Origin of the sequence: Actinoalloteichus caeruleus DSM 43889 (assembly GCF_000429185.2) — a bacterium.
Classification (GTDB): Bacteria; Actinomycetota; Actinomycetes; order Mycobacteriales; family Pseudonocardiaceae; genus Actinoalloteichus_B; species Actinoalloteichus_B caeruleus.
The window spans coordinates 5,254,194-5,280,507 of sequence record NZ_AUBJ02000001.1; the positions used below are offsets into that span (position 1 = coordinate 5,254,194).

Sequence of the window (26,314 nt, forward strand, 5' to 3'; positions counted from 1 at the left end):
CATGCGCGCCCATCCCGCCGGTCCCCGCCACGCGGAGGTCCTGCTCCCGGTCAACACCGCCGGCCCCCGGCCGGCGTCCTCCGCCGAGCTCGACGCGTTGCCGCCCACGGTGTGGCCGGCGAACACGTCCCGCCACGCCGACGGAGCGGTGCGGATCGGTGGCGTGGACGTCCGTGAGCTGGCCAGGGACTTCGGCACCCCGCTGTTCGTCCTCGACGAGGACGACTTCCGGTCCCGGTGCCGCGAGTACCAGCGCGCCTTCGGGGAACGGGCCCGCGTCCACTACGCCTCCAAGGCGTTCCTGTGCACGGAGGCGGCCCGGTGGGTCGCCCAGGAAGGGCTCAGCCTCGACGTGTGCAGCGGCGGGGAACTCGCCGTCGCGCTGCGAGCGGACTTCCCCCCGGAGCGGATCGCCTTCCACGGCAACAACAAGTCGGTCCCGGAGCTCGCGGCCGCCCTGGACGCCGGCGTCGGCGTCATCGTGGTGGACTCCTTCGAGGAGATCGACCGCCTGGACCGCCTCACCGCCGAGAACCCGCCGGCCGGCGGCCGGCAGGACGTCATGATCCGGGTCACGGTGGGAGTCGAGGCTCACACCCACGAGTTCATCGCGACCGCCCACGAGGACCAGAAGTTCGGTTTCTCGCTGGCGGGGGGAGCCGCGGCCGAGGCGGCCAGGCGCGTGCTGCGGGCTGGGGGGCTCCGGCTCGTGGGCCTGCACAGCCACATCGGTTCGCAGATCTTCGACCTCGCCGGTTTCGAACTGGCCGCCAAGCGGATCGTCGGCCTGCTCTCCGACCTCCACGACGAGCACGGCGCCCAGACGATGGCGGACCTGGACACCCTCGACCTCGGCGGGGGGCTCGGCATCGCCTACACCGAGCAGGACCGGGTCCCCGAGGTCGGTGAGATCGCCGCCACCCTCTGGGAGATCGTCCGCCGGGAGTGCGGCTTCGCCGGGCTGGACACGCCGCTGCTGGCCGTGGAACCGGGACGTTCGATCGTCGGGCCGGTGATGGTGACGCTCTACGAGGTGGGCACCACCAAGGACGTCGTCGTCCAGGACGGGGCCAGCCGGCGCTACGTCAGCGTCGACGGCGGGATGAGCGACAACATCCGCACCGCCCTCTACGACGCGGTGTACGACTGCCGCCTGGTCTCCCGCCGGGCCGAGGAACCGCCGGTGCTCAGCCGGGTCGTCGGCAAGCACTGCGAGTCCGGTGACATCGTCGTGCGGGACTGCTGGCTCCCCGCCGACCTGCGACCGGGTGACCTGGTCGCCGTCGCCGCGACCGGCGCCTACTGCTACGCGATGGCGAGCGACTACAACCGGTTGCCCCGGCCCGCCGTCGTCGCGGTCCGGGACGGCCAGGCGCGGTTGCTGCTGCGCCGGGAGACCATGGACGACCTGTTGCGCCTGGAGGTGTCATGACATCGGCTACCGGTTCGACCCCACCGGTCAGGGTCGCGATGCTCGGTTGCGGCACGGTCGGTACGCAGGTCGAACGCCTGATCCGGGAGCAGTCCGCCGACCTGACCGCGCGGGTCGGGGCTCCGGTGGAGCTGACCGGCATCGCGGTGCGCCGACCGCACCGCCACCGTGAGGTGCCGGAGGAACTGCTGACCACGGACGCCGAGGCGCTCGTGGCCTCCGACGTCGATGTCGTCGTGGAGGTCATCGGTGGGATCGAGCCGGCCAGGAGCCTGCTGCTGGCGGCCCTGCGCGCCGGTAAGTCGGTGGTGACCGCCAACAAGGCCCTGCTCGCCGAGCACGGCCCCGAGCTGTACGAGGCGGCCGACGAGTCGGGCGCCGACCTCTACTTCGAGGCGTCGGTGGCCGGCGCGATCCCCCTGCTGCGGCCCCTGCGGGAGTCCCTGGCCGGTGACCGGGTCAACCGGGTGATGGGGATCGTCAACGGCACGACCAACTACGTCCTGTCGGCGATGGACTCGACCGGGGCCGCCTACGGCGAGACCCTGGAGGAGGCGGGGCGGCTCGGGTACGCCGAGGCCGACCCGACGGCGGACGTGGACGGTTTCGACGCCGCCGCGAAGGCCGCGATCCTGGCCTCGCTGGCCTTCCACACCCGGGTCCCGGCCGAGGCCGTGCACCGGGAGGGCATCTCGCGCGTGACCGCCGCCGACATCACGGCGGCCAGGGGCATGGGGCGTGTCGTGAAGCTCCTGGCCATCTGCGACCGGGTGGTGGACGAGGACGGCGGCGAGTCCGTCTCGGTCCGGGTGCACCCGGCGATGATCCCGCGCGGCCACCCGCTGGCGACGGTGGGCGGGGCGTTCAACGCCGTGTTCGTGGAGGCGGAGGCAGCCGGGCAGCTGATGTTCTACGGGCAGGGCGCGGGTGGCCCGCAGACGGCGAGCGCCGTCCTCGGGGACCTCGTCGCGGTGGCCCGCAACCGGGTCGCCGGCGGGCGCAGCCCCCGGGAGTCCGCCTACGCCGAGCTGCCAGTGCGCCCGATGGGGCAGGTGGCGACCCGTTACCACATCAGCCTGGACGTCGCGGACCGCACGGGAGTGTTGGCGCAGGTCGCCGCCGTGTTCGCGGAGAACGACGTGAGCATCGCGACCGTGACCCAGCGGGGCCACCGCGACGAGGCGAGCCTGGTCATCGCCACGCACCTCGCCTCCGAGGACGCGTTGCGGGGCACCGTCGAGAAGATCGCGGCCCTCTCCGCCGTGCGGGAAGTGGTGAGCGTGATGCGCGTGGAGGGCGAGGAGCCGTGACCGAACAGACCGCGTTGTCCCCCATCCCACCGGCGGTGTCCGGCGGGGCCGGCCCCTCGGCGGTGGCCGGCACCGGCGGTCCGGCGGCGGGGTGGCCCGGTGTCATCGCCGCCTACCCCGCTCGGGTGGCGGTACCCGCCGGCGCCGGGATCGTCACCCTCCACGAGGGCGGCACCCCATTGCTCCCGGCCCCCCACCTGAGCGAGCTGACCGGTACCTCCGTCTACCTCAAGGTGGAGGGTGTCAACCCCACCGGGTCCTTCAAGGACCGGGGTATGACGGTGGCGATCACGCACGCGCTGGCCTCCGGCAGCAAGGCCGTGATCTGCGCGTCCACCGGCAACACCTCGGCCTCCGCCGCCGCCTACGCGGCCAGGGCCGGCCTGACCTGCGCGGTGCTGGTGCCCAGCGGGAAGATCGCCCTGGGCAAGATGGCCCAGGCAGTGGCCCACGGGGCCCGCATCCTCCAGGTGGCCGGCAACTTCGACGACTGCCTGGAACTGGCCCGCAAGACCGAGGCGGAGCACCCGGTGACCCTGGTCAACTCGGTCAACCCGGTGCGGATCGAGGGGCAGAAGACCGCGGCCTTCGAGATCTGCGACGTCCTCGGCCGCACCCCCGACATCCACTGCCTGCCGGTGGGCAACGCCGGGAACATCACCGCCTACTGGAAGGGCTACCAGGAGTACGCGGACGACGGCCTGGTGCGGGGTACGCCCAGGATGTTCGGTTTCCAGGCGGCTGGGGCGGCTCCGATGGTGCACGGCCAGCCGGTCGCCAACCCGGAGACGATCGCCACCGCGATCCGGGTGGGCAGCCCCGCGTCCTGGCAGGGGGCCGAGCGCGCCAGGGCGGAGTCCGGTGGTCGGTTCGACGCGGTGACCGACGAGCGGATCCTGAGCGCCTACCGGCTGCTGGCCGCCCGGGAGGGTGTCTTCGTCGAGCCCGCCTCCGCGGCCAGCGTGGCCGGTCTGCTGCTGTCCTCGGAGGAGGGGCGGTTGGACCCCGGGTCCGTGGTGGTGTGCACCGTCACCGGGCACGGTCTGAAGGACCCGGGCACCGCACTGGAGGGCGCGGTGGACGTGGAGCCGCTGCCCGTCGACGCGAACGCCGTCGCCGCCGCCCTGGAGCTCCGGTGAGCCTTTGGAGACGAGCGGCGTTCCCCGGGTGGAGGCGACCGTGATCGGCCGGGAGCTGTCGGTGCGGGTTCCCGCGTCGACGGCGAACCTGGGGTCGGGGTTCGACACCCTCGGGCTGGCCCTGGCGCTGTACGACGAGGTGTGGCTCCGGGTGGTGGACCGGGGCGTCCGGGTGGAGGTCTCGGGCGAGGGAGCCGACGCGGTGCCCCGGGACGCCAGCCACCTGCTGTTGCGGGCGTTGCGGGCCGCCACCGACGCGCTCGGCGTGGAGCTGCCCGGGGTGGAGCTGCGGTGCGTCAACCGCATCCCGCACGCCCGGGGTCTGGGCTCCTCCGCCGCGACGATCGTGTCCGGGATCGCCGCCGGTTACGCGTTGGCCGGGCGGGAGCCGGACGAGTCGGCGCTCGACCTCGCCGCCCGGTTCGAGGGACACGCCGACAACGTGGCGGCGAGCATGGTCGGCGGGGTGGTCGTGGCCTGGTCGTCGGCCGGTGCGTCCCCGACGTTCCGCGCGCTCCGGCTCGAACCGCACCGCGCGCTCGCGCCGGTGCTGCTGGTGCCCGAGGTGGAGTCGGCCACCCACACCACGCGGGGTCTGCTGCCGGAGCGGGTCCCCCACGAGGACGCGGCGTTCGCGGCCAGCCGGGCCGCCCTCGCCGTCGCGGCGCTGACCTCGCGGCCCGACCTGCTGCTGGACGCGACCGGGGACCGGCTGCACCAGGAGTACCGGCGACCCGCCTGGCCCCGGTCGTTGGCGCTGGTGGAGGAGCTGCGGGCCGCCGGTGTCCCGGCGGCCATCTCCGGGGCGGGCCCCACCGTGGTCGCCTTCCCCGTCGGCGCGCCGTCCTGGGCGGGATTCGACACGAGCGGGTTCGAGGTGTGCCCGTTGGCCGTGGACACCCGAGGGGTGACGGTCCGTGAGGAGCCGGCCGATCCGTGACCGGTGCCGCGGGCGTGCCTGGGCTGTTCGGGGTCCCCGGTAGGAGGGGACTCCCGGGCAGCCGGTAACATGGAGTCATCGGAGGGGGATGGCCGCGGCGAAGCACCGCGCTGGCCAGAACCGCTGGACCTCCAGCCTTTCGCCAGTACCCCCGCTACCTGGTCGCCTTCTCCGTCAGCCATACCCGATCGACGGCACAACACCCTCCATCGGTGGTGATCTTGGCCGTTGGTTCGGCCGCCGGGAGACACGCAGGTGACGCGGGTTGTTGCGAGCTGTTGACGAGCGGTCTACCCTCGAAGGCGATCAGTCACCGCGCGCACGGGCGCCGGTACCGTCCCGGGTAGTCAACTCGGGAGGCATTCTCTCGCTATGAGGTTGGTTCACGCTATCCAGCGGGGACCAGCGGTGGAGAGTACCCGGACAGCCTGGGGTGGCCGAGGAGTCCGTACGGGTGGTTCTTCGTGAGTGTCGTCAGGTGTGGCAGCGTCGAGAATCGCCATAAGCGGGCAGGTTAGGGTGCGTGCGGGCAGAACGTCGTGACCGCCAGTTCTGCCCCCGAGCCCGCAGTGCCGCACTGCGTCCCGCAGCGTGGCAGGTCCGCTGGTCCGCGTAGGAGGCGCGGACCGGTCAGGAAGGACATTTGTGAGCAACACCGAACTGTTGAGCGGCGAGGCGGGCACGGCGGCCTCGGCTGCTGACCAGCCAGAAGCGGATAAGCCCAAGTCACGCAAGGGCTCTGCGGCGAAGGGGGAGGTACCGCACCAGGCGGACAACGGAGCCGCTCCCCGTCGGCGCGGAGGGCTGTCCGGCATGGTGATGGCGGAGCTTCGCCAGCTCGCCGGGGAACTCGGCATCACCAGCACCACTGGAATGCGTAAGGGTGATCTCATCGCCGCGATCAAGGAGCGGCAGGGCGGTGGTTCCGCCAAGACCGACACCGCTGCGCAGCTGCCGTTCGGGTCCGGGGACCAGGGCAAGACCGAGCAGACCTCCGCGGACGCGCCGGCGCAGCCGGCTCCCAGCCGCCGCTCCAGGGGCGCCAGTGCGTCCGAGAGCGCGTCGTCCGGTGAGGGTGAGGAGGACGGTGGCCGTCGCGGCCGTCGTCGCCGCACCTCGAGCCGGGCCGCCAGCGCCACCGACGGTGGCGGCGGCGATGACCGGGGCGGCGAGCGCCAGGAGCGTGGTGAGCGTCAGGACCGTGGTGAGCGTCAGGACCGTGGTGAGCGTCAGGACCGTGGCGAGCGTCAGGACCGTGGTGAGCGCCAGGACCGCGGCGACCGCCAGGACCGCGCGTCGCGCAACGACCGCCAGAACGACGGTCGGGACGATGACGACGAGGACGGCGGCGGCCGGCGGCGGGGACGCAGGTTCCGGGATCGTCGCCGGGGCCGTGGCCGCGCCGAGGGTGGCGGGAACGAGCCGGAGGTGCGGGAGGACGACGTCCTCCTGCCCGTGGCCGGCATCCTGGACGTGCTGGAGAACTACGCGTTCGTCCGCACTTCGGGGTACCTCGCCGGCCCGAACGACGTCTACGTGTCCCTGTCGTTGGTCCGCAAGTACGGGCTCCGGCGGGGCGACGCGATCACCGGTGTGGTCCGCCAGCCGCGTGAGGGCGAGCAGCAGCGCCAGAAGTTCAACCCGATGGTGCGGGTCGACTCCATCAACGGCCTCGCGCCGGACGCCGCTCGGGGACGCCCGGAGTTCACCAAGATGACTCCGCTGTACCCGAACGAGCGGCTGCGGTTGGAGACCGAGTCGCACGCCCTGACCGGCCGGGTCATCGACCTGGTCATGCCGGTGGGCAAGGGCCAGCGGGCCCTGATCGTCTCGCCGCCCAAGGCCGGCAAGACGATGGTGCTCCAGGCCATCGCCAACGCCATCACGACCAACAACCCCGAGTGCTACCTGATGGTCGTGCTGGTCGACGAGCGGCCCGAGGAAGTCACCGACATGCAGCGCTCGGTGAAGGGCGAGGTCATCGCCTCGACCTTCGACCGGCCGCCGTCCGACCACACGACGGTGTCGGAGCTCGCCATCGAGCGGGCGAAGCGGCTGGTGGAGCTGGGTTACGACGTGGTCGTGCTCCTCGACTCCATCACCCGGCTCGGCCGGGCCTACAACCTGGCGGCGCCGGCCTCGGGTCGGATCCTCTCCGGTGGTGTGGACTCGACGGCGCTGTACCCGCCGAAGCGGTTCCTGGGCGCGGCCCGCAACATCGAGAACGGTGGTTCACTGACCATCTTCGCGACGGCGCTGGTCGAGACGGGATCCGCCGGCGACACGGTGATCTTCGAGGAGTTCAAGGGCACCGGCAACGCGGAGCTGAAGCTCGACCGCAAGATCGCGGACAAGCGGACGTTCCCGGCGGTCGACGTCGACGCCTCGAGCACCCGCAAGGAGGAGCTCCTGCTCTCCCCGGACGAGCTCGCCGTCACGCACAAGCTGCGGCGTGTTCTCTCCGCGCTGGATGACCAGCAGGCGCTCGACCTGCTGCTCGAGCGGCTGCGGAAGACCCGGACGAACATCGAGTTCCTGATGCAGGTGGCGAAGAACACGCCTGGCGGGAACGGGGACTGAGGACGCACCGGAGGCGTTGCCGTCGTCGCACGGCGGCAGGGCCTCCGGTCACCCGGCGCCGCTCACCACCTCGGGCCGCGAACAACGGTCCGCCTCGCCGCCATCGGTCGGGCAGGGGCGCCGGCCGGCGAGCAGCAGCACCCAGGACACCACGGCCGCGGCGGCGCACCCCAGCGCCGCCGACGTGGGGACCGGCAGGTCGCCCACGGTCAACGCGCAGGTGATCAGGACCAGGCCGTAGGGCCAGCTCAACCACCGTGGTGACCACGGGCGGGTCCACGCGACCGAACCGGCGAACACCGCGTTCAACCCGGCCGCCGCGCCGAAGAGGACCGACCAGTCCGGGTGAACGGCATCCCCGGCGGCGGGCAGCACCAGGCCCAGGCCACCCAGCCCGAGCACGGTGCACAGGAACGTCGGGGGCACCAGCAGCCAGGCCCACACCCGCAGCGGTCCCAGGTTCGCGCACAACACGGAGCCAGGATGGAACAGCCCCGCCTGGCGCGGCGGCAGCCAGCCGCTCCGATCGCCCGACGGACCGGAGACGGCGGCGGGTGGCCCCTGCGTCACGGTGAGTGGCATGGGGCGTTCGGAAACAGACGGCGACCCCCACGCGTTGTGGAGGGTGGCGGCGACGCGGTGGCCATCTGGCACACTGGTTCGCCGAACCCGGCTCCGGTTCACCCCCTCACCCGGCCCCTGGCGAGTGCCAGGCGACCAGGCAGGGCGGACCCGGCGGCCCAAGAAGGAAGGGACACACCTGTGAAGACCGGTATCCACCCCGAGTACGTGACCACGCAGGTCACCTGCGGTTGCGGCAACACCTTCACCACCCGGAGCACCCGTTCCACCGGTGCGGTGACTGTCGAGGTCTGCTCCAACTGCCACCCGTTCTACACGGGCAAGCAGCGGATCCTGGACACCGGTGGCCGGGTGGCCCGCTTCGAGGCCCGCTACGGCCGCCGCAAGAAGTAGCTCTTTCGACGGCGCCCACCCCACCGAGCTGGCGGGGTGGGCGCCGTCGGCGTGTGTCCGGGGTCCGGTCGGCAGTGACCAGGGCCCGGCGGTGTCGTCAGGACGGAGGGTGCGGCGTGGAGAACTCGGCGCTACGGAGCTTGCTCACCGAGTACGGGGAGCTGGAGGAGCGGTTGGGTGACCCCGCCGTGCTGGCGGACCGCGCCGCGGCACGCCGGTACGGCCGGCGGCACGCCGAGCTGACGGCCATCGTGCAGGCCGCCCGCGAGCTGGAGCGGGTGCGCACCGACCTGGAGGCCGCCCGGGAGCTCGCCTCCGAGGACCAGGCCTTCGCCGAGGAGGCAGAGGAACTGGCCGCCCAGCTCCCCGAGCTGGAGGCGAGGGTGGCCGAGCTGCTCGTCCCCCGCGACCCGCACGACGCCTCCGACGCCGTGCTGGAGATCAAGTCGGGGGAGGGCGGCGCGGAGTCCGCGCTGTTCGCCGCCGAGCTGCTGCGGATGTACGAGCGGTACGCCGAGCGCCGGGGGTGGCGCACCGAGGTGCTGGGCGTCACCGAGTCCGAACTCGGGGGCATCAAGGACGCCACGATGGTCGTGAAGGGCCCGGTGCGAGCCGACGGCGTGTGGTCGAGGCTGAAGTTCGAGGGCGGGGTGCACCGCGTCCAACGGGTCCCGGTGACGGAGTCCCAGGGCCGCATCCACACCTCGGCCGCCGGGGTCCTCGTGTACCCGGAACAGGAGGACGTCGCCGTCGAGATCGACGAGAACGACCTCCGGGTGGACGTGTTCCGCTCCTCCGGGCACGGCGGGCAGAGCGTGAACACGACGGACTCCGCGGTCCGGATCACCCACCTGCCGACGGGCATCGTCGTGTCCTGCCAGAACGAGCGCAGCCAGTTGCAGAACAAGACCAGGGCCATGCAGGTGCTCCGCGCGCGGCTGCTGGCGGCGGCGGAGGAACAGGCCGCGCGGGAGGCGTCCGCCGCCCGCCGCAGCCAGGTGCGCACGGTCGACCGCTCCGAGCGGGTGCGGACGTACAACTTCCCGGAGAACCGGATCTCCGATCACCGGGTCGGGTACAAGGCGCACAACCTGGACCAGGTCCTCGAGGGCGACCTCGACGCGGTGTTGGACGCGCTGAGCGCCGCCGACCGCCAGGAGCGGATGGAACGCAGCGCGGCACCGACGGCCTGAGGTTCGAGGACCGATCGGCGGCCCACCTCCCCGGCGGGGCGCTCACTCCGGCGGGGGACCACCCCGGTAGCCCGGTCGGCGGGTTGGTCGGGTCGGGCGCCCGCTGACCGGGCGCACCGCGCTGGCCGTGGTTGGCTGGTGCGGGGGAGACGGGTTCCGGACCGGGAGGGGGAGGAATTGTCCAAGCAGCCGTTGCGACTCGCCGTCGCCGAGGCCGAACGAATCCTGCGGGAGGCCGGGGTCGCGAGCCCCCGCGCGGACGCCGAACTGCTCGCCGCCCACGTCGTCGGGGTGGAACGCACCAAGCTCACGATGGTTCCGTTGGTGTCCGTCTCCGTGGTCGAGGAACTGCACCGACTGGTCAGGGAACGGTCGAAGGGCATCCCCCTCCAACACATCACCGGCTGGGCGGCCATGGGGGCGATCACGGTGAGCGTGGGGCCGGGCGTCTTCGTACCGAGGCCGGAGACGGAGCTGCTGCTGGCCTGGGGGCTGGCGCACCTGCGCCGCACCAGGCAGCCGACGATCGTGGACCTGTGCACCGGCTCCGGTGTCCTGGCGCTCGCCTTCGCCAACGCCCGCCCCGACGCCTCCGTCCACGCGGTCGAGCGGGACCCGAGCGCGCTCGCCTGGGCGAGGCGCAACGCCAACGCGCTGGTGGGTGCGGGGGACCGCCCGGTCGATCTCCGGTTCGGTGACGTCGGCGATCCGGAGCTGCTGGCGGAGCTGGACGGCACGGTCGACCTCGTCGTGTGCAACCCGCCCTACGTGCCGGAGGGAACGCCCGTGCCGGTCGAAGTCGCGGAGCACGATCCGCACGCGGCGGTCTTCAGCGGCCTCGACGGCATGGACACCATCCGCCACGTCGTGCACTGCGCGGTGCGGCTGCTCCGCCCAGGTGGGGCGCTGGCGCTCGAACATGACGACACCCACGGCGAGGCGGTGCCCGAACTGCTCCGGGCGCGCCAGGTGCTCACCGAGGTCGCCGACCACCCCGACCTGGCGGGACGGCCGAGGTTCGCCACGGCCCTGCGGCGTTCGTTGTCCTGATCCGACCAGGGGAGGGCGTCCGATCGGCCGCCCTCCCCGACTCGGTGAACCGTCACCAGTACGGGTACCACTTCTGGTCGACCGCGCCCGTGCAGTGCCAGATCAGGGTCGGAGTGCCGTCGTCCCAGCGGCCGTGCTCCGTGCCCAGGCACCGGTTGGCCAGCACGGAGACGATGTCCCCCGACTCGACGCGCCACCGTTGGGCGTCCGACCCGTCACAGTGCGCGATCCGCACCGGGGTGCCGGCGGAGGGGTCGCCGCCGGCGACGGCGAGGCAGTAGCCGAGGGCGCGGATGGTGTCGCCTTCCCGGGTCCACTGCTGGGCGTCCGAGCCGTTGCAGTGGGCGATCTGCACCGGGGTGCCGTCGCTGGCGTTGCCGCCGGCCACGTCCAGGCACAGCTCGCCGATGCCCCTGATCGTCCCGGTCCCGTCTCCGGGCGGCGGGGTGCCCGAGCCCTCGTAGACCCGTACGTAGTCGATGAGCATCCGCTGGGGGAACTGGGTGGAGTCGTCGGGCGGGCCGGGCCAGTTGCCGCCCACCGCCGAGTTCAGGATCATGAAGAAGTCCTGGTCGAACACCCAGGGGTTGTTGCCCACGTCGGAGCGCGTGACCTGGTGGTACACGTGCCCGTCCACCGACCACACCATGCCATCGGGTGACCAGTCGACCGCGAAGACGTGGAACCCGTCGGCGAACTGCTGGCCGCCGGGCAGCGTGTACGAGCCGGTGATGCCCTCGCCGGCCGAGTAGCCGGGGCCGTGGATGGTGCCGTGCGCGGTGCCACCCTCCCGGCCGACGACCTCCATGATGTCGATCTCGCCGCTGTGCGGCCAGGGTGTCTCGGGGAAGTTGTCGCCCAACATCCAGAACGCTGGCCACACCCCGTTGCCCCGGGGCACCTGGATTCGGGCCTCGAAACGGCCGTAGCGCTGGGAGAACTTGTCCTGCGTCGTGAGGCGGGCGGAGGTGAACTGGCAGGGGCCGTAGTGGCAGCTCAGCCCGTCGGTGCCCTCCCGGGTCGAGGTGATGACCAGGTTGCCCTGCCCGTCGAGCGCGGAGTTGCGGCGGTCGGCCGTGTAGTACTGGAGTTCGTTGTTGCCCCAGCCGTGGCCACCGATCTCGTGGTTCCACCTGGCGGGGTCGGGGGCGGCGCCGGAGGGACCCTCGAAGTCGTCCTCCCAGGTGAGGGCGAGCGGGGTCGCCCCGACCGCCGAGGAGGGGGCGCTCGTCGTCGACGCCAGCGCCGTCGACGCGTCGACATCGGGTGCCGGGTCGACGTCCGCGTGGGCGGCCGGTACGGCGAGACTCGCGCCGACGGCCAGGACAGCGGCCAGGACGCCGGCATTCCTTCTCCGGCCACGTCGACCGGACGTCGGCACAGGGGAAAGGGCCATGAAGATGACCTCCACTCACGGGCGGAAGAATTGTGGTCGGAAACAAAACACCGCCAGTTCCCGATGTCAAGGGCGCGGATGTCCCGTGGGGTTGGGGCGAGGCTGGCGGGAGTACTGGAACCGCTTCCGTCCGGACCTCCGGATACCGCCGTGCGGTGCATCAGAGGTGGTCAGAATCGGCCCAAAACGGGCCAGGTGGCCGCCGTTGCGCTGCGGGTTCGCCGTATCGCGGGTACACCCGCCCGGTGCGGGGCGAATGACAAGGAGTCGGCGCCAGCCATTCGACGTTCGTTCCACTCGCGGACGCGGGAAAGGCGATCGGGTGAACGAAGGGAATCGTCGGAGCGGAGCCGGGAAAACGCGGGAGTGCCGAGGGCATCGCGTGCCGGTCCGTTTCGCGGAGGACGGCTGTTCCCTCGCCGGACCCCCAGGGGAAGGCCGTCGTCGCCCCGCTCGGCCAGGGGGGCGGGACGGGGCACGCTGGCACCGGCCCCGGCGGTCGGGAGCGGGTGGGCCGTTCCCCTGTCCGCCACCGGCGGGCAGGTCCCGCTGCCCTCCCCGTCACCGGGGGTGCCAGGATCGTCCGTGTGAGCACGAGCTATGACTGCAACATTCCCGAGACCCGGCAGGCGGGGCTCGCCGCCGCCGCGGAGACGGTGCGCGCCGGCCAGCTCGTCGTGCTGCCCACCGACACCGTCTACGGGCTGGGGTGCGACGCCTTCGACTCCGCCGCCGTCCGAAGCCTGTTGAGCGTCAAGGGGCGTGGCCCGGACATGCCCGTCCCGGTGCTGGTCGGGTCCTGGACGACGATCGATGGCCTGGTGCTGTCGGTGCCCAGGCCGGCCAGGGCCCTGATCGAGGCGTTCTGGCCGGGTGGCCTGTCCCTGGTGCTCAACCACGCCCCCTCCCTGGCCTGGGACCTCGGGCGCACCCGGGGAACCGTGATGCTGCGGATGCCGTTGCACCCGGTGGCCCTCGAACTGCTGCGCGAGGTCGGCCCGATGGCCGTCTCCAGCGCCAACCGGTCCGGTCAGCCGCCGGCCACCACGGCGGAGGAGGCCAGGGAGCAGCTGGCGGAGGACGTCCCCGTCTACCTCGACGGTGGCGCCGCCGAGCGGGCCACCCCGTCCACGATGGTGGACCTGACCGGCCCCACGCCCCAGATCCTGCGGGTGGGTGCGGTGTCGGCTGAGGAGATCTCCGAGGTCCTCGGCGTCGAGGTGGCCGTCGCGGACTGAGGGGTCCGGCGGCCGAGCTCCTCGACGCCGAAGCCGGTGCCCGCACGACAGGGCGCCGAGGCATCGCCTCGGCCATCCCGGTCAGGCGGGTGGGGCCGGTCGACCTCGGCTTCGGCGGCGGCGCCCTGCTGGCCCCTCCACGGCGCGACAGGCGGGACCCCTCGGTGCTCGGGGACGGCGCGCCGACCGGACGAAGATCGGGCCGCCGACCTGACAGCAAGATCACGCAGTAGCGTGAGAGCGCGCGTTCGGCCCCGGCGTCCCCGCCGGTTCCGGGCGCGCCGACGCCCCCGCGCGGGGGCCTCCCCGTCCCGAGGCTGGTGTGCCCGGCACCACCAACCAGGGCTAAGGTCTGGGGCACCGCGACGCGCGAGGGCGCCGGTTGGTGGAGACCTGACGACGGGCGGACACCGCGGGGCCCGGTCGGGCCAACGCTCGTGGCGACGCGACGCGGTCACTCGTTCCCATCCGAGGCGAGGAGCATCCAGCAGTGAGCACGCCGTTCTGGGGGCCGGACTTCGACTCCCTGCGTGACACCGACCCCGAGATCGCGGACGTGGTCCTGGGGGAACTGGACCGGTTGCGGGGTGGGCTGCAACTGATCGCCAGCGAGAACCTGACCAGTCCGGCGGTGTTGGCCGCGCTGGGGTCCACGCTGTCCAACAAGTACGCCGAGGGCTACCCGGGACGCCGCTACTACGGGGGCTGCGCCCAGGTCGACCGCGCCGAGGAGATCGGGACGGCGCGGGCGCGGGAACTGTTCGGAGCCGAGCACGCCAACCTCCAGCCGCACTCGGGCGCCAGCGCCAACCTCGCGGTCTACGCCGCGTTCGCGAGGCCAGGGGACACCGTGCTGGCCATGGACCTCAAGCAGGGCGGCCACCTCACCCACGGATCGCGGGTCAACTTCTCGGGGAGCTGGTTCAACGCGGTCTCCTACGGGGTGCGCGCGGACAGCGAACTGATCGACTACGACCAGGTGCGCGACCTCGCGCGGGAGCACCGGCCCCGGCTGCTGATCGCCGGCGCCACCGCCTACCCGCGCCTGATCGACTTCGCGGCGTTCCGCGAGATCGCCGACGAGGTGGGAGCCGTGCTGGTGGTCGACGCGGCCCATTTCGTCGGGCTGGTCGCCGGCGGGGCCGTCCCGTCCCCCGTTCCCTACGCGGACGTGGTCACCTGCACCACCCACAAGGTGTTGCGCGGTCCGCGTGGCGGCATGATCCTCTGCCGTGCCGAGCACGCCAGGGCGATCGACAGGGCCGTCTTCCCCTTCACCCAGGGCGGTCCGCTGATGCACGCGGTCGCGGCGAAGGCGGTCGCGCTCCGCGAGGCGGCCAGCCCCGCCTACCAGGAGTACGCCCGGCAGGTGGTGGTGAACGCCAGGGCACTCGCGAGCGGCCTGGAGGCGGCGGGGATGCGTGCCGTCTCCGGCGGGACGGACACCCACCTGGCGCTGCTCGACCTGCGTCCGCTCGGGCTGACCGGTGCCGAGGCCGAGAGCAGGGCCGAGGCTGCCCGCATCACCCTGAACAAGAACGCCATCCCCTTCGACCCGGCCCGACCCGCGGTCGCCTCCGGCATCCGGATCGGGCCGCCGGCCGTCACCACGCAGGGCATGCGGGAGCCCGAGATGGCGGAGATCGCCCGGCTGCTCGCCAGAGCGGTCCGCGCGGTACCCGGTTCCCCCACCGGCGACGACGTCCTCGCGGAGGTCGGTGCCGAGGTGGCCGAGCTCGTGGCCGCCCTCCCCGCCTACCCCCGTCCGGCCTGACGACAGAAGCGGTACGACAAGCGTGATGCCAGGTTTCGCTCCGGCCGGCTTACCGGTCCGCGAGTACCTCCTCGTGGGACTGACGGCAGCCGCCGTGACCTTCCTGGTCACCGGCGTGATCCGGCTGCTCGCCATCCGCATCGGCGCCGTGGCGCATCCCCGGCAGCGGGATGTCCACATCAAGCCCATGCCCAGGATGGGTGGGGTGGCGATCTTCATCGGCGTGGTGGCCGGCATGCTGCTCGCCTGGCGGCTCCCGGTCCTCAGCCGCGCCTTCGACTACTCCTACGAGATCCTCGGAGTGGCCGTCGCGGGCGGGGTGATCGTCCTGATCGGGATGCTCGACGACCGTTTCGAGCTGGACTCCATCACCAAACTCGCCGGCCAGATCATGACCGCTGGCATCCTCGTGCTCTTCGGCGTGCAGTGGTTCTTCTTCTGGGTGCCGTGGGGGGAGCAGGGGGACAGCGTCGGTTCGCTGCTGGTGCTCTCCGGTAACCAGGGCGCGGTGCTCACCGTGCTGCTCGCCGTCACGATGATCAACGCGATGAACTTCGTCGACGGCCTCGACGGGCTGGCGGCGGGCATCGGGTTCATCGCGGCCTCGGCGATCTGCGTGTTCTCCCTGGGCCTGCTCTCGGACGTGGGGGGTGACGTCGGCGCCTACCCGCCGGCGTTGATCGCGGCCACCCTGGCGGGCGGTTGCCTGGGCTTCCTGCCGTACAACTTCCAGCCGGCTCGGCTGTTCATGGGTGACTCGGGGTCGATGCTGATCGGCCTGATGCTCGCGGCCGCGAGCACCACGGCCTCCGGCGACATCGACTACTCCCGCTACAGCGCGAGCGACGCGATCGCGTTGCTCTCCCCGCTGCTGGTGGTGGCGGCGGTGCTCTTCGTGCCGCTGCTCGACCTGATCATGGCGATCATCCGCCGTACCCGGCGCGGGCAGAGCCCGTTCAGCGCGGACAAGATGCACCTGCACCACCGCCTGCTGGAGATCGGGCACTCCCAGCGTCGCGCGGTCATGCTGATCTACCTGTGGGCGGCGTTGTTGGCGTTCGGGGCGGTCGCGGTGACCATCTTCGACCCGTCAGTGGTCGTCTGGGGCGTGCTGGGCGGGCTGCTCCTCGCGGTGATCGTGTCCGCCGTGCCCCGGCTGCGCCAGCTCGCGAACCGCCGCCGCCCCTGACCGCCGCTGGCCACATCCGGCCGCCGCGCCCCGCGTCCCTCCCTGGTCATCACGCACGGTGACCAGCGTTGCCGGAGCGCGCCGGCCCGGCACCCGGTCGCCGGGTGAGGTCCGGGTATGGGCGACAATGGTGCCGCGCGAGGACGTGAGTCCCGCGCAGTCGACGAGTGAGGGGTCGTGCGGTGAAGGCAGCCACCGTGGCGGGGACACTGCGTTCCGCCCTGCGTCAGGCGCTGCTGGCACTCGGGGTGGGCACCCCGGTGCTGCTGGGCGCCGGTTGGCTGGTCGACGGGGTTCCCGGGGTGTGGGGCGCGGCGATCGGGATCGCGCTGGCCGCCGGGTTCATGCTGGTCACGACCGTGGTCAGCGTCATGACCGCGTCGGCGTCCCCCACCGTGATGGCGGCGGCCGTGCTCGGCTCGTGGCTGGGCAAGATGATCGTGCTGTTCGTCGTGCTGGCCCTGTTGCGCAACGAGGACTTCTACTCGCGGATAGTCCTGTTCGGCGTCGTCGTACTGACGGTGATCGGCGTGATGGCCGTCCAGACCCGGGTGATCCTCACCAGTCGGGTGCCCTACGTCGACACCACTACGCCGAGTAGTGAACCGGACACCGGGGACGAACCGGCTCGACCCGGGGTGGCCCCGGAGGGGAGCGACGCGGTCGACACCGCTCCCGCTACGAGCCGATCAGGCTCTGACCAGTGACGACGGCTAACGCCCCTGGGGTTCGTCCTGGCGAAAACCGATTGGTAAAGTGCGTTTCAAGATGAGTGATCAGTCGGACAAACCACCCCAGAAGGGTGAGTCCACCCGAGGGTTGCTCATCAGGACCCTGATCGCCGGCCCCATCGCCTGGGGTGGCATCGGGTTCGCCGTTGACCTGATCAGTGACAGCTGGCTGTGGACCTTCGTCGGTCTGGGGCTGGGGCTGCTTACTGCGCTCTACATCGTGTACGTCCGTTTCGGCCGGGCCTGATCCGCGCCGGCTACGACCAGGGAGACCACACTGAACGCGCAAGTGTTGGCCGCCGTGCTGGCCGCGGGTGACGGAGAGGGTTTCCACGCGCCCGGTATCGAGGAGTTCTACCCCGGTGCCCTGCTCTTCGAGGGCACGATCTTCGAGATCAACCGGATCATGCTGGTCCGGTTCGTCATGGTGGCGCTGTTGGCGTTGTTCTTCATCCTCGCGCTGCGCCGGGCCAAGCTCGTGCCCCGGGGGCTCCAGAACGTCGCCGAGTACTTCCTGGACTTCGTCCGCCTGCACATCGCCGAGGAGATCCTCGGCAAGGGGGCGGCGCGACGATTCCTGCCGATCCTCACCACGTTCTTCTTCATGATCACGGCGTTGAACCTCGCCGGCGTGATCCCGTTGCTCAACATCGCGGGGACGAGCCTCATCGGCACCCCGCTGGTGTTGGCCATCGTGGCGTGGATCGTCTTCAACTACGCGGGGATCAAGGCGCAGGGTTTCGGCCCCTACATGAAGAGCAACCTGCTCCCGTCAGGTGTTCCGCTCTACATGGCGCCGATCATCGTGCCCGTCGAGTTCGTCTCGACGTTCATCCTGCGCCCCTTCGCGCTGACGGTCCGGTTGCTGGCCAACATGATGGCCGGCCACCTGATCCTGGTGCTGTTCTTCTCCGCCACCAACTTCATGTTCGTCGAGGCGGGATCGGCGCTGCTCGCGCCGGTCGGCGTCCTGACCCTCGGGGCCGGGTTCGCCTTCACGCTCTTCGAGATCCTGGTGGCGGTGCTGCAGGCGTACATCTTCACTCTGCTCGCCGCCGTCTACATCGACCTGGCGTCCCACGCCGAACACTGACGGCACGACCTGCGAGCACCAGAGACGACCTTCCGGTGAACGCCGGGAGGCCAACATGAAAGGGAAGACACGGAAGTGGAAATCCTCGCTGCGATCGAAGGCAACATCGCGACCGTCGGCTACGGTCTGGCCACTCTCGGCCCGGGTATCGGTCTGGGCATCCTGATCGGCAAGACGGTCGAGGGCATGGCCCGTCAGCCGGAGATCGCCGGCCAGCTGCGGACCACCATGATCCTGGGTATCGCCTTCGTCGAGGTCCTGGGTCTGCTGGGCCTCATCGCCGGCATCCTCTTCGGCGGCATGGGCTGATCCGAACCGACCGTTAGGCGACCATCGTGAGTACATTCGCAGTGCTGGCGGCGGGCGACAACCCGAATCCGCTGCTGCCGCCTGGGTACGACATCTTCTGGTCCGCGGTCTGCTTCGTTCTCGTCGGTCTGCTGTTCTGGAAGTTCGTCCTCCCGATCTTCCAGCGCGTGCTCGACGAGCGAACCGACAAGATCGAGGGCGGTATCGCCCGGGCCGAGAAGGCCCAGCAGGAGGCCAAGGAGACGCTGGAGCAGTACCAGGCCCAGCTCGCCGAGGCCAGGGCCGAGGCGGCCCGCATCCGGGACGACGCTCGTGCCGAGGGCGACCAGATCATCGAGGAGATGCGGGCCAGGGCTCAGGAGGAGTCCGCGCGCATCGTCGCCCAGGGCCAGGCCCAGCTGGACGCCCAGCGCGCCCAGATCGTGGCCGAGCTCCGGGCCGACCTGGGCCGCATGTCGATCGACCTGGCCAGCCGGGTGATCGGCGAGTCCCTGGAGGACGAGGCCCGTCGTCGGGGAACCGTGGACCGGTTCCTGGACGAGCTGGACTCGGTGTCGGCTCCGGCGAGCAAGTGACCAGGTGACCATCGTGCCGAACAGGGGAGTGGAGACGTCGTGACCACCGTGACCACACTGCACGCGGCGAGTCGGGACGCCTTCGCCGCCGCCGCCGAGCGGCTGCGCGCCGAACTCGACGGCGTCACCGGCGAGGAACTGGCTGGTGTCGGCGAGGACCTCGGAGCGGTCAGCCGGCTGCTCGGTCGGGAGTCCTCGCTGCGCCGGTCCCTCGCCGACGCCGCCAGTGAGCCGGCACACCGCGAGTCGCTGGTGCGGGAGGTGCTCGGGCGCAAGATCGGCGCCCGGGCGCTGAACGTCCTCGCGACCGTGGTGACCGCCCGCTGGTCGAGCCCTCGCGAACTCGTGGAGGGCGTCAGCCGGCTGAGCTGGGAGGCCATGCTGATCAGCGCCGAGCGCGCCGGTCGGCTGGACACCGTCGAGGACGAGCTGTTCCGCCTCGGCCGGATCGTCGCCAGCCAGCCCGACCTCGACCAGCTGCTGTCCGACCCGGCCGGGTCGGCGGCGGGCAAGGTGACCCTGGTCCGGCAGTTGCTCACCGACCGGAGTGACCCGGTGACCCTGGCTCTGGTGGAGCAGCTCGTCAGCCAGCCGGGCGGCCGGACGGCCGTCGCGGGCCTGGAGGAGTTGGCGGCAGCCGCCGCCAAGCGCCGGGAGCGTTCCGTGGCGCACGTTCGCTCCGCGACCGTGCTGTCGGACGCTCAGGAGGAACGGCTGGCCGCGCTGCTCAGCCGGATCTACTCCCGACCAGTCGCCGTGCACACCGAGGTGGACCCGACGCTGGTCGGCGGCCTGGTCATCCAGGTCGGCGACGAGATCATCGACGGCAGCGCCGCGGGCCGGTTGGCCGCACTACGGCGGCAGCTCGCGGGGTAGGCGCGCCGGCGCCCCGCGCGAGTAGCCGCGCAACCAAGACCAACACCGCTTGAGAACGACCGAGAGCAGGAACGACATGGCGGAGCTGACGATCTCGTCGGACGAGATCCGCAGTGCGATCGAGAAGTACGTCTCCAGCTACTCTCCCGAAGTCAGCCGAGAAGAGGTAGGCGTCGTCACGGACACCGGTGACGGCATCGCCCATGTCGAGGGCCTGCCTTCGGTGATGACGGAGGAGCTGCTGGAGTTCCCCGGCGGCATCAACGGCGTCGCGATGAACCTCAACGAGAGGTCGATCGGCGCCGTCGTCCTGGGTGACTCGGAGAAGATCGAGGAGGGCCAGCAGGTCCGCCGCACCGGCCAGGTGCTGTCGGTGCCGGTGGGCGATGGCTTCCTCGGCCGCGTGGTGAACGCCCTGGGCGAGCCCATCGACGGCCTCGGCGAGATCGTCGCCGAGGAGCGGCGGGCGCTGGAGCTCCAGGCCGCCACCGTGGTGCAGCGGCAGGAGGTCCGCGAGCCGCTCCAGACCGGTATCAAGGCCATCGACGCGATGACCCCGATCGGTCGGGGCCAGCGCCAGCTGGTCATCGGTGACCGCAAGACCGGCAAGACCGCCGTCTGCGTGGACACCATCATCAACCAGAAGGGCAACTGGGAGACCGGCGACCCGAAGCAGCAGGTCCGCTGCATCTACGTCGCCATCGGCCAGAAGGGCTCCACGATCGCCTCGGTGAAGCGGTCGCTGGAGGACGCCGGCGCGATGGAGTACACGACCATCGTGGCCGCCACCGCGTCCGACTCGCCCGGCCTGAAGTGGCTGGCCCCCTACGCGGGTTCCGCCATCGGCCAGCACTGGATGTACCAGGGCAAGCACGTCCTGATCATCTTCGACGACCTGTCCAAGCAGGCGGAGGCCTACCGGGCCATCTCGCTGCTGCTGCGCCGCCCGCCGGGCCGCGAGGCCTACCCGGGTGACGTCTTCTACCTGCACTCGCGTCTGCTGGAGCGTTGCGCGAAGCTGTCGGACGAGCTCGGTGGCGGCTCGATGACCGGTCTGCCGATCATCGAGACCAAGGCCAACGACGTCTCGGCCTACATCCCCACCAACGTCATCTCCATCACCGACGGGCAGTGCTTCCTCCAGTCCGACCTGTTCAACTCCGGCCAGCGGCCGGCGGTGGACGTCGGTATCTCCGTCTCCCGTGTTGGTGGCGCCGCCCAGATCAAGGCGATGAAGGCGGTCTCCGGAACGCTGCGGCTCGACCTCGCCCAGTACCGGGAGCTGGAGGCGTTCTCCGCCTTCGCCTCGGACCTGGACGCGGCCTCCAAGGCGCAGCTGGAGCGGGGCGCGCGGCTCTACGAGATCCTCAAGCAGGGCCAGGGCCAGCCGGTGCCGGTGCAGGAGGAGGTCGTCTCGATCTACCTCGGCACCAGGGGCCACTTCGACGCCGTGCCGGTCGCCGACCTGCGCCGCTTCGAGTCCGAGCTGCTGGACCACCTGCGGCACGCCCACGAGGGCATCCTCACCGAGATCCGGGACAGCAAGGTGCTCAGCGACGACAACGCGGAGCGGCTCGTCTCGGTGACCGACGAGTTCAAGAAGCAGTTCGTCACCTCCGACGGCTCCTCGCTGATCCCGAACGAGGCCCCCGCCGAGGCGATGGACGCCGAGAAGGTCGGGCAGGAGACGGTCAAGGTGAACCGTCCCGCTCCGAAGAAGTGAGCCGATGACATGGCCCAACTTCGAGAACTACGCGAACGGGTCCGCTCGGTCAAGTCCACCCGCAAGATCACCAAGGCGATGGAGCTGATCGCGACCTCGCGGATCAACCGGGCGCAGGCGCGGGTGGAGGCCTCCCGGCCCTACGCCGAGGAGATCACGAACGTGCTCAGCGCGCTCGCCGGGTCCTCCTCGCTCGACCACCCCATGCTGGTCGAGCGTGAGGAGCCCAAGCGGGTCGGTGTGCTGGTCGTGACCAGTGACCAGGGGCTCTGCGGCGGCTACAACGCCAACGTGATCAAGGCGGCGGAGGAGCTCCAGACGCTGCTGCGCGAGCAGGGCAAGACCCCGGTGCTGTACGTGGTCGGCCGCAAGGGCGTGAGCTACTACCGCTTCCGCCAGCGGCACATCGAGCGGAGCTGGACGGGTTTCAGCCAGCGGCCCGGGTACACCGACGCCGCTGATGTCGCCGAGACCCTGGTGCGGGCCTTCCTGGCCGGTGCCGACGACGAGGGTGACGAGCCCGGCGCCGACGGCGTGCTCGGCATCGACGAGCTGCACATGGTGCACACCGAGTTCGTCTCGATGCTCACGCAGCGGCCGGTGGCCCGCCGGGTCGCTCCGCTGGAGGTCGAGTACACCGACGAGCCGACCGAGGCCGCGCCCACGCCGAACTACGAGTTCGAGCCGGACGCGGAGGCGCTGCTGGCGGCGTTGTTGCCGAAGTACATCAACTCCCGGTTGTACGCCGGTCTGCTCGACGCCTCGGCGGCCGAGCTGGCGGCCCGCCGGAACGCGATGAAGTCCGCGACGGACAACGCCGACGAGATCATCCAGAACCTCAGTCGCCAGGCCAACCAGGCCCGCCAGGCGCAGATCACCCAGGAAATCAGCGAGATCGTCGGCGGTGTCGAGGCGCTCTCGTCCGCAGGAAGTGAGTGACATGACTGCAACTGCCACCAGCACCGCGGTTGGGGCCGGCCGCGTTGTCCAGGTTCTCGGCCCGGTCGTGGACGTCGAGTTCCCGCGTGGCGAGGTGCCCGACCTCTACAACGCCCTCAAGGTGGAGATCACGGCTGAGGGCATGGAGAAGACGCTGACCCTGGAGGTCGCGCAGCACCTGGGTGACAACTCGGTGCGGACCATTTCCATGCAGCCCACCCAGGGCCTGGTCCGGGGCGCCAAGGTCACCGACTCGGGCGCCGGCATCTCGGTGCCGGTCGGCGACTCGGTCAAGGGCCACGTGTTCAACGCCCTGGGCGACTGCCTGGACAAGCCGGGGCACGCCTCGGACGCGGAGCGCTGGGAGATCCACCGCAAGGCCCCGGCCTTCGACCAGCTGGAGGGTCGGACCGAGGTCCTGGAGACGGGCATCAAGGTCATCGACCTGCTGACCCCGTACGTCAAGGGCGGCAAGATCGGCCTGTTCGGTGGCGCCGGTGTGGGCAAGACGGTGCTCATCCAGGAGATGATCACCCGTATCGCCCGGGAGTTCTCCGGGACCTCGGTGTTCGCCGGCGTCGGCGAGCGGACCCGTGAGGGCAACGACCTCTGGGTCGAGATGGAGGAGATGGGCGTCCTCCCCGACACCGCGCTGGTGTTCGGTCAGATGGACGAGCCGCCCGGCACCCGTATGCGGGTGGCGCTGTCGGCGCTGACGATGGCGGAGTACTTCCGGGACGTCCAGAACCAGGACGTGCTGCTGTTCATCGACAACATCTTCCGGTTCACGCAGGCCGGTCAGGAGGTGTCGACCCTGCTGGGCCGGATGCCCTCCGCCGTGGGTTACCAGCCGACGCTGGCCGACGAGATGGGTGAGCTCCAGGAGCGGATCACCTCCACCAAGGGCCGGTCCATCACCTCGCTCCAGGCGATCTACGTGCCGGCGGACGACTACACCGACCCCGCGCCGGCGACCACCTTCGCGCACCTGGACGCCACCACCGAGCTCTCCCGGGCGATCTCCCAGAAGGGCATCTACCCGGCGGTGGACCCGCTGACCTCCAGCTCCACGATCCTGGACGCCTCGGTCGTGGGGCAGGAGCACTACCGGGTGGCCCAGGAGGTCAAGCGGATCCTCCAGAAGTACAAGGAGCTCCAGGACATCATCGCCATCCTCGGCATGGACGAGCTGTCCGAGGAGGACAAGCTCACGGTGAGCCGGGCCCGGCGGATCGAGCGGTACCTGTCGCAGAACTTCTTCGTCGCGCAGAAGTTCACCGGCGAGGAGGGCTCGTTCGTCCCGGTCAAGGAGACCATCGAGGCCTTCGACCGGCTGACCAAGGGCGACTTCGACCACTACCCGGAGCAGGCGTTCCTCTCCATCGGTGGTCTGGAGGACCTGGAGAAGGCGTACAAGAAGCTCACCGGCAAGTGATCGGTGGGGACGGCGCCGCCGCGTCGTCCCGCGCCGGACACGGCGCGACGTTCGGGGCCGGACCTCCACCACGGAGGTCCGGCCCCGACGTGTCTTCCGGCAGGGCCGGACCTCCGGGTGGGTGTCGCGGACGGCGCGGGCGACCTGTCGCGCGCCGCCCTTGGCTCCACCCGGCCGTTCGCCGTCACCCTGCCCTGGCAGGGCACGGGCGGGGCCTGCCGGCGGCGATGGGATCGCGCCGCCGCCCAGGCGACCAGGGCGGGAGCGGTGACCAGGGGGGCCACCGCCCTCAGCGGACGAGCTCGACCACGTCCGTCCCGCCCTCGCGGCTGACCTCGACCTGCACGGCCTCCGCCGGCAGCAGGGCCGCTCCGCGGTCGGACTCCACCGCCTGCCACGGACCGTCCGGGGTGGTGCGGTACCTGAGCGCGGCCTGGTAGGAGAGCACGACCCAGCCCTCGTCGTCCGGGAGCCGGACGGAGAGCTGCACCGGGTCGTCGGGCCGGGTCGGGCCCCCGTAGGCGAAGTCGTCGACCTCGGTGAGGTTGTCGTCGGTGAACACGACGGCGTGCGCCTCGCCGTGCTGGACGCGGTTCCACTGCTCGCCGATGGTGGCGATCCTGCCGTCGGTCATGCGCACGATGACGAGGAAGCTGCCGAAGACGCCCCCGCTGTGGTGGTTGATCAGGTCCGCGCGGCCGGAGTCCCAGAGCGCGCGTTGGGTCCTGTCCATCAGGTCCAGCTCGCGCTCGCTGTCGGGGTGGCTGGGCGCTGCCGTGATCCGCTCACAGCTTTCCCCGCCGTTCTCACCGGTCTCGCACCGCCAGTTGTCCGGGCTGTCCAGGGCTTCCTCCTCGGCCAGCCGTTCCTGGTAGGTCAGGGCGGGTCGGCTGGCGACCGGTAGGTAGAAGAAGGTGAGGCTCTCGTTCCAGTTCGAGTCCAGCGAACGGGGCCGGAGGAAGTGCTGCGCCGCGCCCGGATCGAGCGCGGCCGCCCTGCTCTCGGAGGTGAGCACCGCCAGTGGGGGCCGGCGCTCGAGTTCCTCGGGTATCAGGGTGTCCGGAACCTCCGTCGCGGCGACGACGTCGTGCGCATGGCTGTCCGCTGGCAGCTGCCGCAGGATGAGGCCGTCCTCGGCGACCAGTTCCTCCCACTGGCGGGTGACCTCACCGGTGCTCCCGTCGATGTCGGGCCCCGTGGAGAGGTGCAGCGGTTCGGGGCCGGGCAGGCCGATCAGGGTGCGGTCGTCCTCGCCGAACAGGTACAGCTGGCCCTTGCCCTCGTCGCGGCCCACGGAGAGCAGGTGCAGCTCGCCGTCCTCCGGCGACTGTGCGACCAGGCCCAGCATGTCGTAGCTCTCGTCGTCGCCCGGGGGGGCATGGCGCTGGACGAAGATCGCGGCCGGGCCGGACGGGGTGGTGGTCGCGGCCACCAGGTGGGGGTCGCCGCGACCACCCTCGTCGAGGCCCGCCCTGATGCCCAGGAAGAGCGGCAGTTCATCCCGCCAGGTCGTGCTCGCTCGCCCGACGAAGTCCCGGTCGTCGGCGAGGTCGCCCCGGGTGGGCACGTCGAACCAGCTCCTCGCGACGGCGGGGGCACCCTCGCCGCCCAGCACCTCGGTGGTGGTGAGGTTCATCGTCGTCAGGGCTCCGCCGGTCACGACGAGGGCCGCTGCCAGGGCGACAGCCGTGACGCCGGTCCGCCGCCGCCGACGCCGGCGGGCACGCGCGCCCCCGATGACCTCCTCGGCCAACCGGGTCGGCGGTCGGAGCCCGTCAGTGGTCTCCCGCATGGCCTCCCGGAGCGAGTCCTCGTCGATCATCGCTGTCCTCCCGCTGGAGTGGTGGTCAACCGGGCCGCTCCTGGCCCGTCCGGTCGCAGGGCTTCGCGCATCCGCGCGAGCCCGCGCGAGGTCTGGCTCTTCACCGTGCCGATCCCGCAGCCGAGCACCTCGGCCACCTGCCGCTCGCTGAGGTCGTCGAAGAACCGCAGCACGATGACGGCTCGCATCCTCGGTGGCAGGCTGGCGAGCAGCGGTGCGATCTGGTCGGCCGTGACGACGGCCTCCTCCGGCCCGTCCACCGCGGGAGCGAGCTGGCCTGGTGCCAGCGGTGTCTCCCGCACCCGGCGGGACAGCCGGCGCCAGCGGTTGGCGGCGGTGTTGGCCAGCGCGCCCCTGGCGTAGGCCTCGGGGGAGCCGGTGATGCGGGGCCAGCGGGGGTACATGCGCTCCAGCACGTCCTGGAGCAGGTCCCGTGCGGCCTCCGGGTCCCCGCCGGCCAGCAGGTAGGCCGTTCTGAGGAGTGCCGGGGAACGGTGGACGACGAAGTCGGTGAACTCCGTGTCCCAGTCCTTGTTCTTTCCTGTCACGGACCACCTCGGTGGTTGGCGGAGCACTGTCACCAGACCTGACACCG

At 71.3% G+C, this 26,314-nt stretch carries 24 protein-coding genes; 20 read left to right on the plus strand and 4 right to left on the minus strand.

What is annotated here, in order from left to right:
- Position 1 precedes the first annotated feature (1 nt).
- The 5 genes from lysA (at position 2) to rho (ending at position 7,401) form a co-directional block, all read left to right on the plus strand.
- The gene (gene lysA, locus G443_RS21390; RefSeq protein ID WP_026418639.1) at positions 2-1,432 is read left to right on the plus strand and encodes a diaminopimelate decarboxylase; all 1,431 of its coding nucleotides are present in this window, start codon (positions 2-4) and stop codon (positions 1,430-1,432) included.
- On the plus strand, positions 1,429-2,742 hold the full coding sequence (locus G443_RS21395) for a homoserine dehydrogenase (RefSeq protein ID WP_026418638.1): 1,314 nt from the start codon (positions 1,429-1,431) through the stop codon (positions 2,740-2,742). The genes lysA and G443_RS21395 overlap by 4 nt, the downstream gene beginning before the upstream one ends.
- Before the next feature lie 62 nt (positions 2,743-2,804).
- The gene (thrC, locus tag G443_RS21400) at positions 2,805-3,881 is read left to right on the plus strand and encodes a threonine synthase (RefSeq protein ID WP_026418637.1); all 1,077 of its coding nucleotides are present in this window, start codon (positions 2,805-2,807) and stop codon (positions 3,879-3,881) included.
- Positions 3,882-3,921: 40 nt separating this feature from the next.
- Positions 3,922-4,821, plus strand: a complete 900-nt coding sequence (thrB, locus tag G443_RS21405) for a homoserine kinase (protein ID WP_026418636.1) — start codon at positions 3,922-3,924, stop codon at positions 4,819-4,821.
- A gap of 645 nt (positions 4,822-5,466) precedes the next feature.
- Positions 5,467-7,401 carry a transcription termination factor Rho gene (gene rho / locus G443_RS21410; RefSeq protein ID WP_026418635.1) on the plus strand — a complete coding sequence of 645 codons (1,935 nt, stop codon included), beginning with the start codon at positions 5,467-5,469 and terminating at the stop codon, positions 7,399-7,401.
- 48 nt (positions 7,402-7,449) lie between these two features.
- On the opposite strand, the gene G443_RS21415 is transcribed toward rho, so the two are convergent.
- Positions 7,450-7,875, minus strand: coding sequence for a hypothetical protein (locus G443_RS21415; RefSeq protein ID WP_155886106.1), 426 nt, complete (start codon positions 7,873-7,875; stop codon positions 7,450-7,452).
- A 288-nt stretch (positions 7,876-8,163) separates the two neighbouring features.
- On the opposite strand from G443_RS21415, the gene rpmE reads away from it, so the two are divergent.
- The 3 genes from rpmE to prmC all read left to right on the plus strand — a co-directional run bounded on the left by rpmE (position 8,164) and on the right by prmC (position 10,619).
- Entirely contained in the window at positions 8,164-8,376 is a 213-nt protein-coding gene (gene rpmE / locus G443_RS21420; protein WP_016696860.1) for a 50S ribosomal protein L31, read from the plus strand.
- Between the two features lie 116 nt (positions 8,377-8,492).
- Positions 8,493-9,569: a peptide chain release factor 1 gene (gene prfA, locus G443_RS21425; protein ID WP_026418634.1), complete on the plus strand. Its 1,077-nt coding sequence runs from the start codon at positions 8,493-8,495 to the stop codon at positions 9,567-9,569.
- A 177-nt stretch (positions 9,570-9,746) separates the two neighbouring features.
- Positions 9,747-10,619, plus strand: coding sequence for a peptide chain release factor N(5)-glutamine methyltransferase (prmC, locus tag G443_RS21430; RefSeq protein WP_026418633.1), 873 nt, complete (start codon positions 9,747-9,749; stop codon positions 10,617-10,619).
- A gap of 52 nt (positions 10,620-10,671) precedes the next feature.
- Here prmC and G443_RS21435 read toward each other — a convergent pair whose 3' ends face one another.
- Positions 10,672-12,015: a family 16 glycosylhydrolase gene (locus G443_RS21435; RefSeq protein WP_030105512.1), complete on the minus strand. Its 1,344-nt coding sequence runs from the start codon at positions 12,013-12,015 to the stop codon at positions 10,672-10,674.
- Between the two features lie 587 nt (positions 12,016-12,602).
- Here G443_RS21435 and G443_RS21440 point away from each other — a divergent pair.
- The 12 genes from G443_RS21440 to atpD all read left to right on the plus strand — a co-directional run bounded on the left by G443_RS21440 (position 12,603) and on the right by atpD (position 23,897).
- Positions 12,603-13,253, plus strand: a complete 651-nt coding sequence (locus G443_RS21440) for an L-threonylcarbamoyladenylate synthase (RefSeq protein ID WP_026418631.1) — start codon at positions 12,603-12,605, stop codon at positions 13,251-13,253.
- Positions 13,254-13,743: 490 nt separating this feature from the next.
- Positions 13,744-15,027: a serine hydroxymethyltransferase gene (gene glyA / locus G443_RS21445; protein ID WP_026418630.1), complete on the plus strand. Its 1,284-nt coding sequence runs from the start codon at positions 13,744-13,746 to the stop codon at positions 15,025-15,027.
- 25 nt (positions 15,028-15,052) lie between these two features.
- The gene (locus G443_RS21450) at positions 15,053-16,216 is read left to right on the plus strand and encodes a glycosyltransferase family 4 protein (protein ID WP_026418629.1); all 1,164 of its coding nucleotides are present in this window, start codon (positions 15,053-15,055) and stop codon (positions 16,214-16,216) included.
- Positions 16,217-16,398: 182 nt separating this feature from the next.
- Complete coding sequence (locus G443_RS21455) at positions 16,399-16,923, plus strand: Cg1360 family ATP-synthase-associated protein (protein WP_211237509.1); 525 nt, start codon at positions 16,399-16,401, stop codon at positions 16,921-16,923.
- Positions 16,924-16,984: 61 nt separating this feature from the next.
- Complete coding sequence (locus tag G443_RS21460; protein WP_103057086.1) at positions 16,985-17,194, plus strand: hypothetical protein; 210 nt, start codon at positions 16,985-16,987, stop codon at positions 17,192-17,194.
- 42 nt (positions 17,195-17,236) lie between these two features.
- Positions 17,237-18,040 carry a F0F1 ATP synthase subunit A gene (gene atpB, locus G443_RS21465; protein ID WP_016696853.1) on the plus strand — a complete coding sequence of 268 codons (804 nt, stop codon included), beginning with the start codon at positions 17,237-17,239 and terminating at the stop codon, positions 18,038-18,040.
- A gap of 75 nt (positions 18,041-18,115) precedes the next feature.
- Complete coding sequence (gene atpE, locus G443_RS21470; protein WP_016696854.1) at positions 18,116-18,349, plus strand: ATP synthase F0 subunit C; 234 nt, start codon at positions 18,116-18,118, stop codon at positions 18,347-18,349.
- A gap of 26 nt (positions 18,350-18,375) precedes the next feature.
- Positions 18,376-18,924 (plus strand): F0F1 ATP synthase subunit B, encoded by a 549-nt coding sequence (locus tag G443_RS21475; RefSeq protein ID WP_245588770.1) that lies wholly within the window; start codon positions 18,376-18,378, stop codon positions 18,922-18,924.
- A 39-nt stretch (positions 18,925-18,963) separates the two neighbouring features.
- Positions 18,964-19,800, plus strand: coding sequence for a F0F1 ATP synthase subunit delta (locus tag G443_RS21480; RefSeq protein WP_026418627.1), 837 nt, complete (start codon positions 18,964-18,966; stop codon positions 19,798-19,800).
- A 76-nt stretch (positions 19,801-19,876) separates the two neighbouring features.
- Positions 19,877-21,523 carry a F0F1 ATP synthase subunit alpha gene (atpA, locus tag G443_RS21485; protein WP_026418626.1) on the plus strand — a complete coding sequence of 549 codons (1,647 nt, stop codon included), beginning with the start codon at positions 19,877-19,879 and terminating at the stop codon, positions 21,521-21,523.
- A 9-nt stretch (positions 21,524-21,532) separates the two neighbouring features.
- Complete coding sequence (locus G443_RS21490; RefSeq protein WP_026418625.1) at positions 21,533-22,462, plus strand: F0F1 ATP synthase subunit gamma; 930 nt, start codon at positions 21,533-21,535, stop codon at positions 22,460-22,462.
- A gap of 1 nt (position 22,463) precedes the next feature.
- On the plus strand, positions 22,464-23,897 hold the full coding sequence (gene atpD / locus G443_RS21495) for a F0F1 ATP synthase subunit beta (protein ID WP_026418624.1): 1,434 nt from the start codon (positions 22,464-22,466) through the stop codon (positions 23,895-23,897).
- Between the two features lie 289 nt (positions 23,898-24,186).
- On the opposite strand, the gene G443_RS21500 is transcribed toward atpD, so the two are convergent.
- Together G443_RS21500 and G443_RS21505 are read right to left on the minus strand one after the other, a co-directional pair.
- A complete protein-coding gene (locus G443_RS21500) occupies positions 24,187-25,719 on the minus strand; it encodes a hypothetical protein (RefSeq protein ID WP_026418623.1) in 1,533 nt (510 codons plus the stop codon).
- Complete coding sequence (locus G443_RS21505; protein WP_026418622.1) at positions 25,716-26,267, minus strand: SigE family RNA polymerase sigma factor; 552 nt, start codon at positions 26,265-26,267, stop codon at positions 25,716-25,718. The genes G443_RS21500 and G443_RS21505 overlap by 4 nt, the downstream gene beginning before the upstream one ends.
- Positions 26,268-26,314 lie beyond the last annotated feature (47 nt).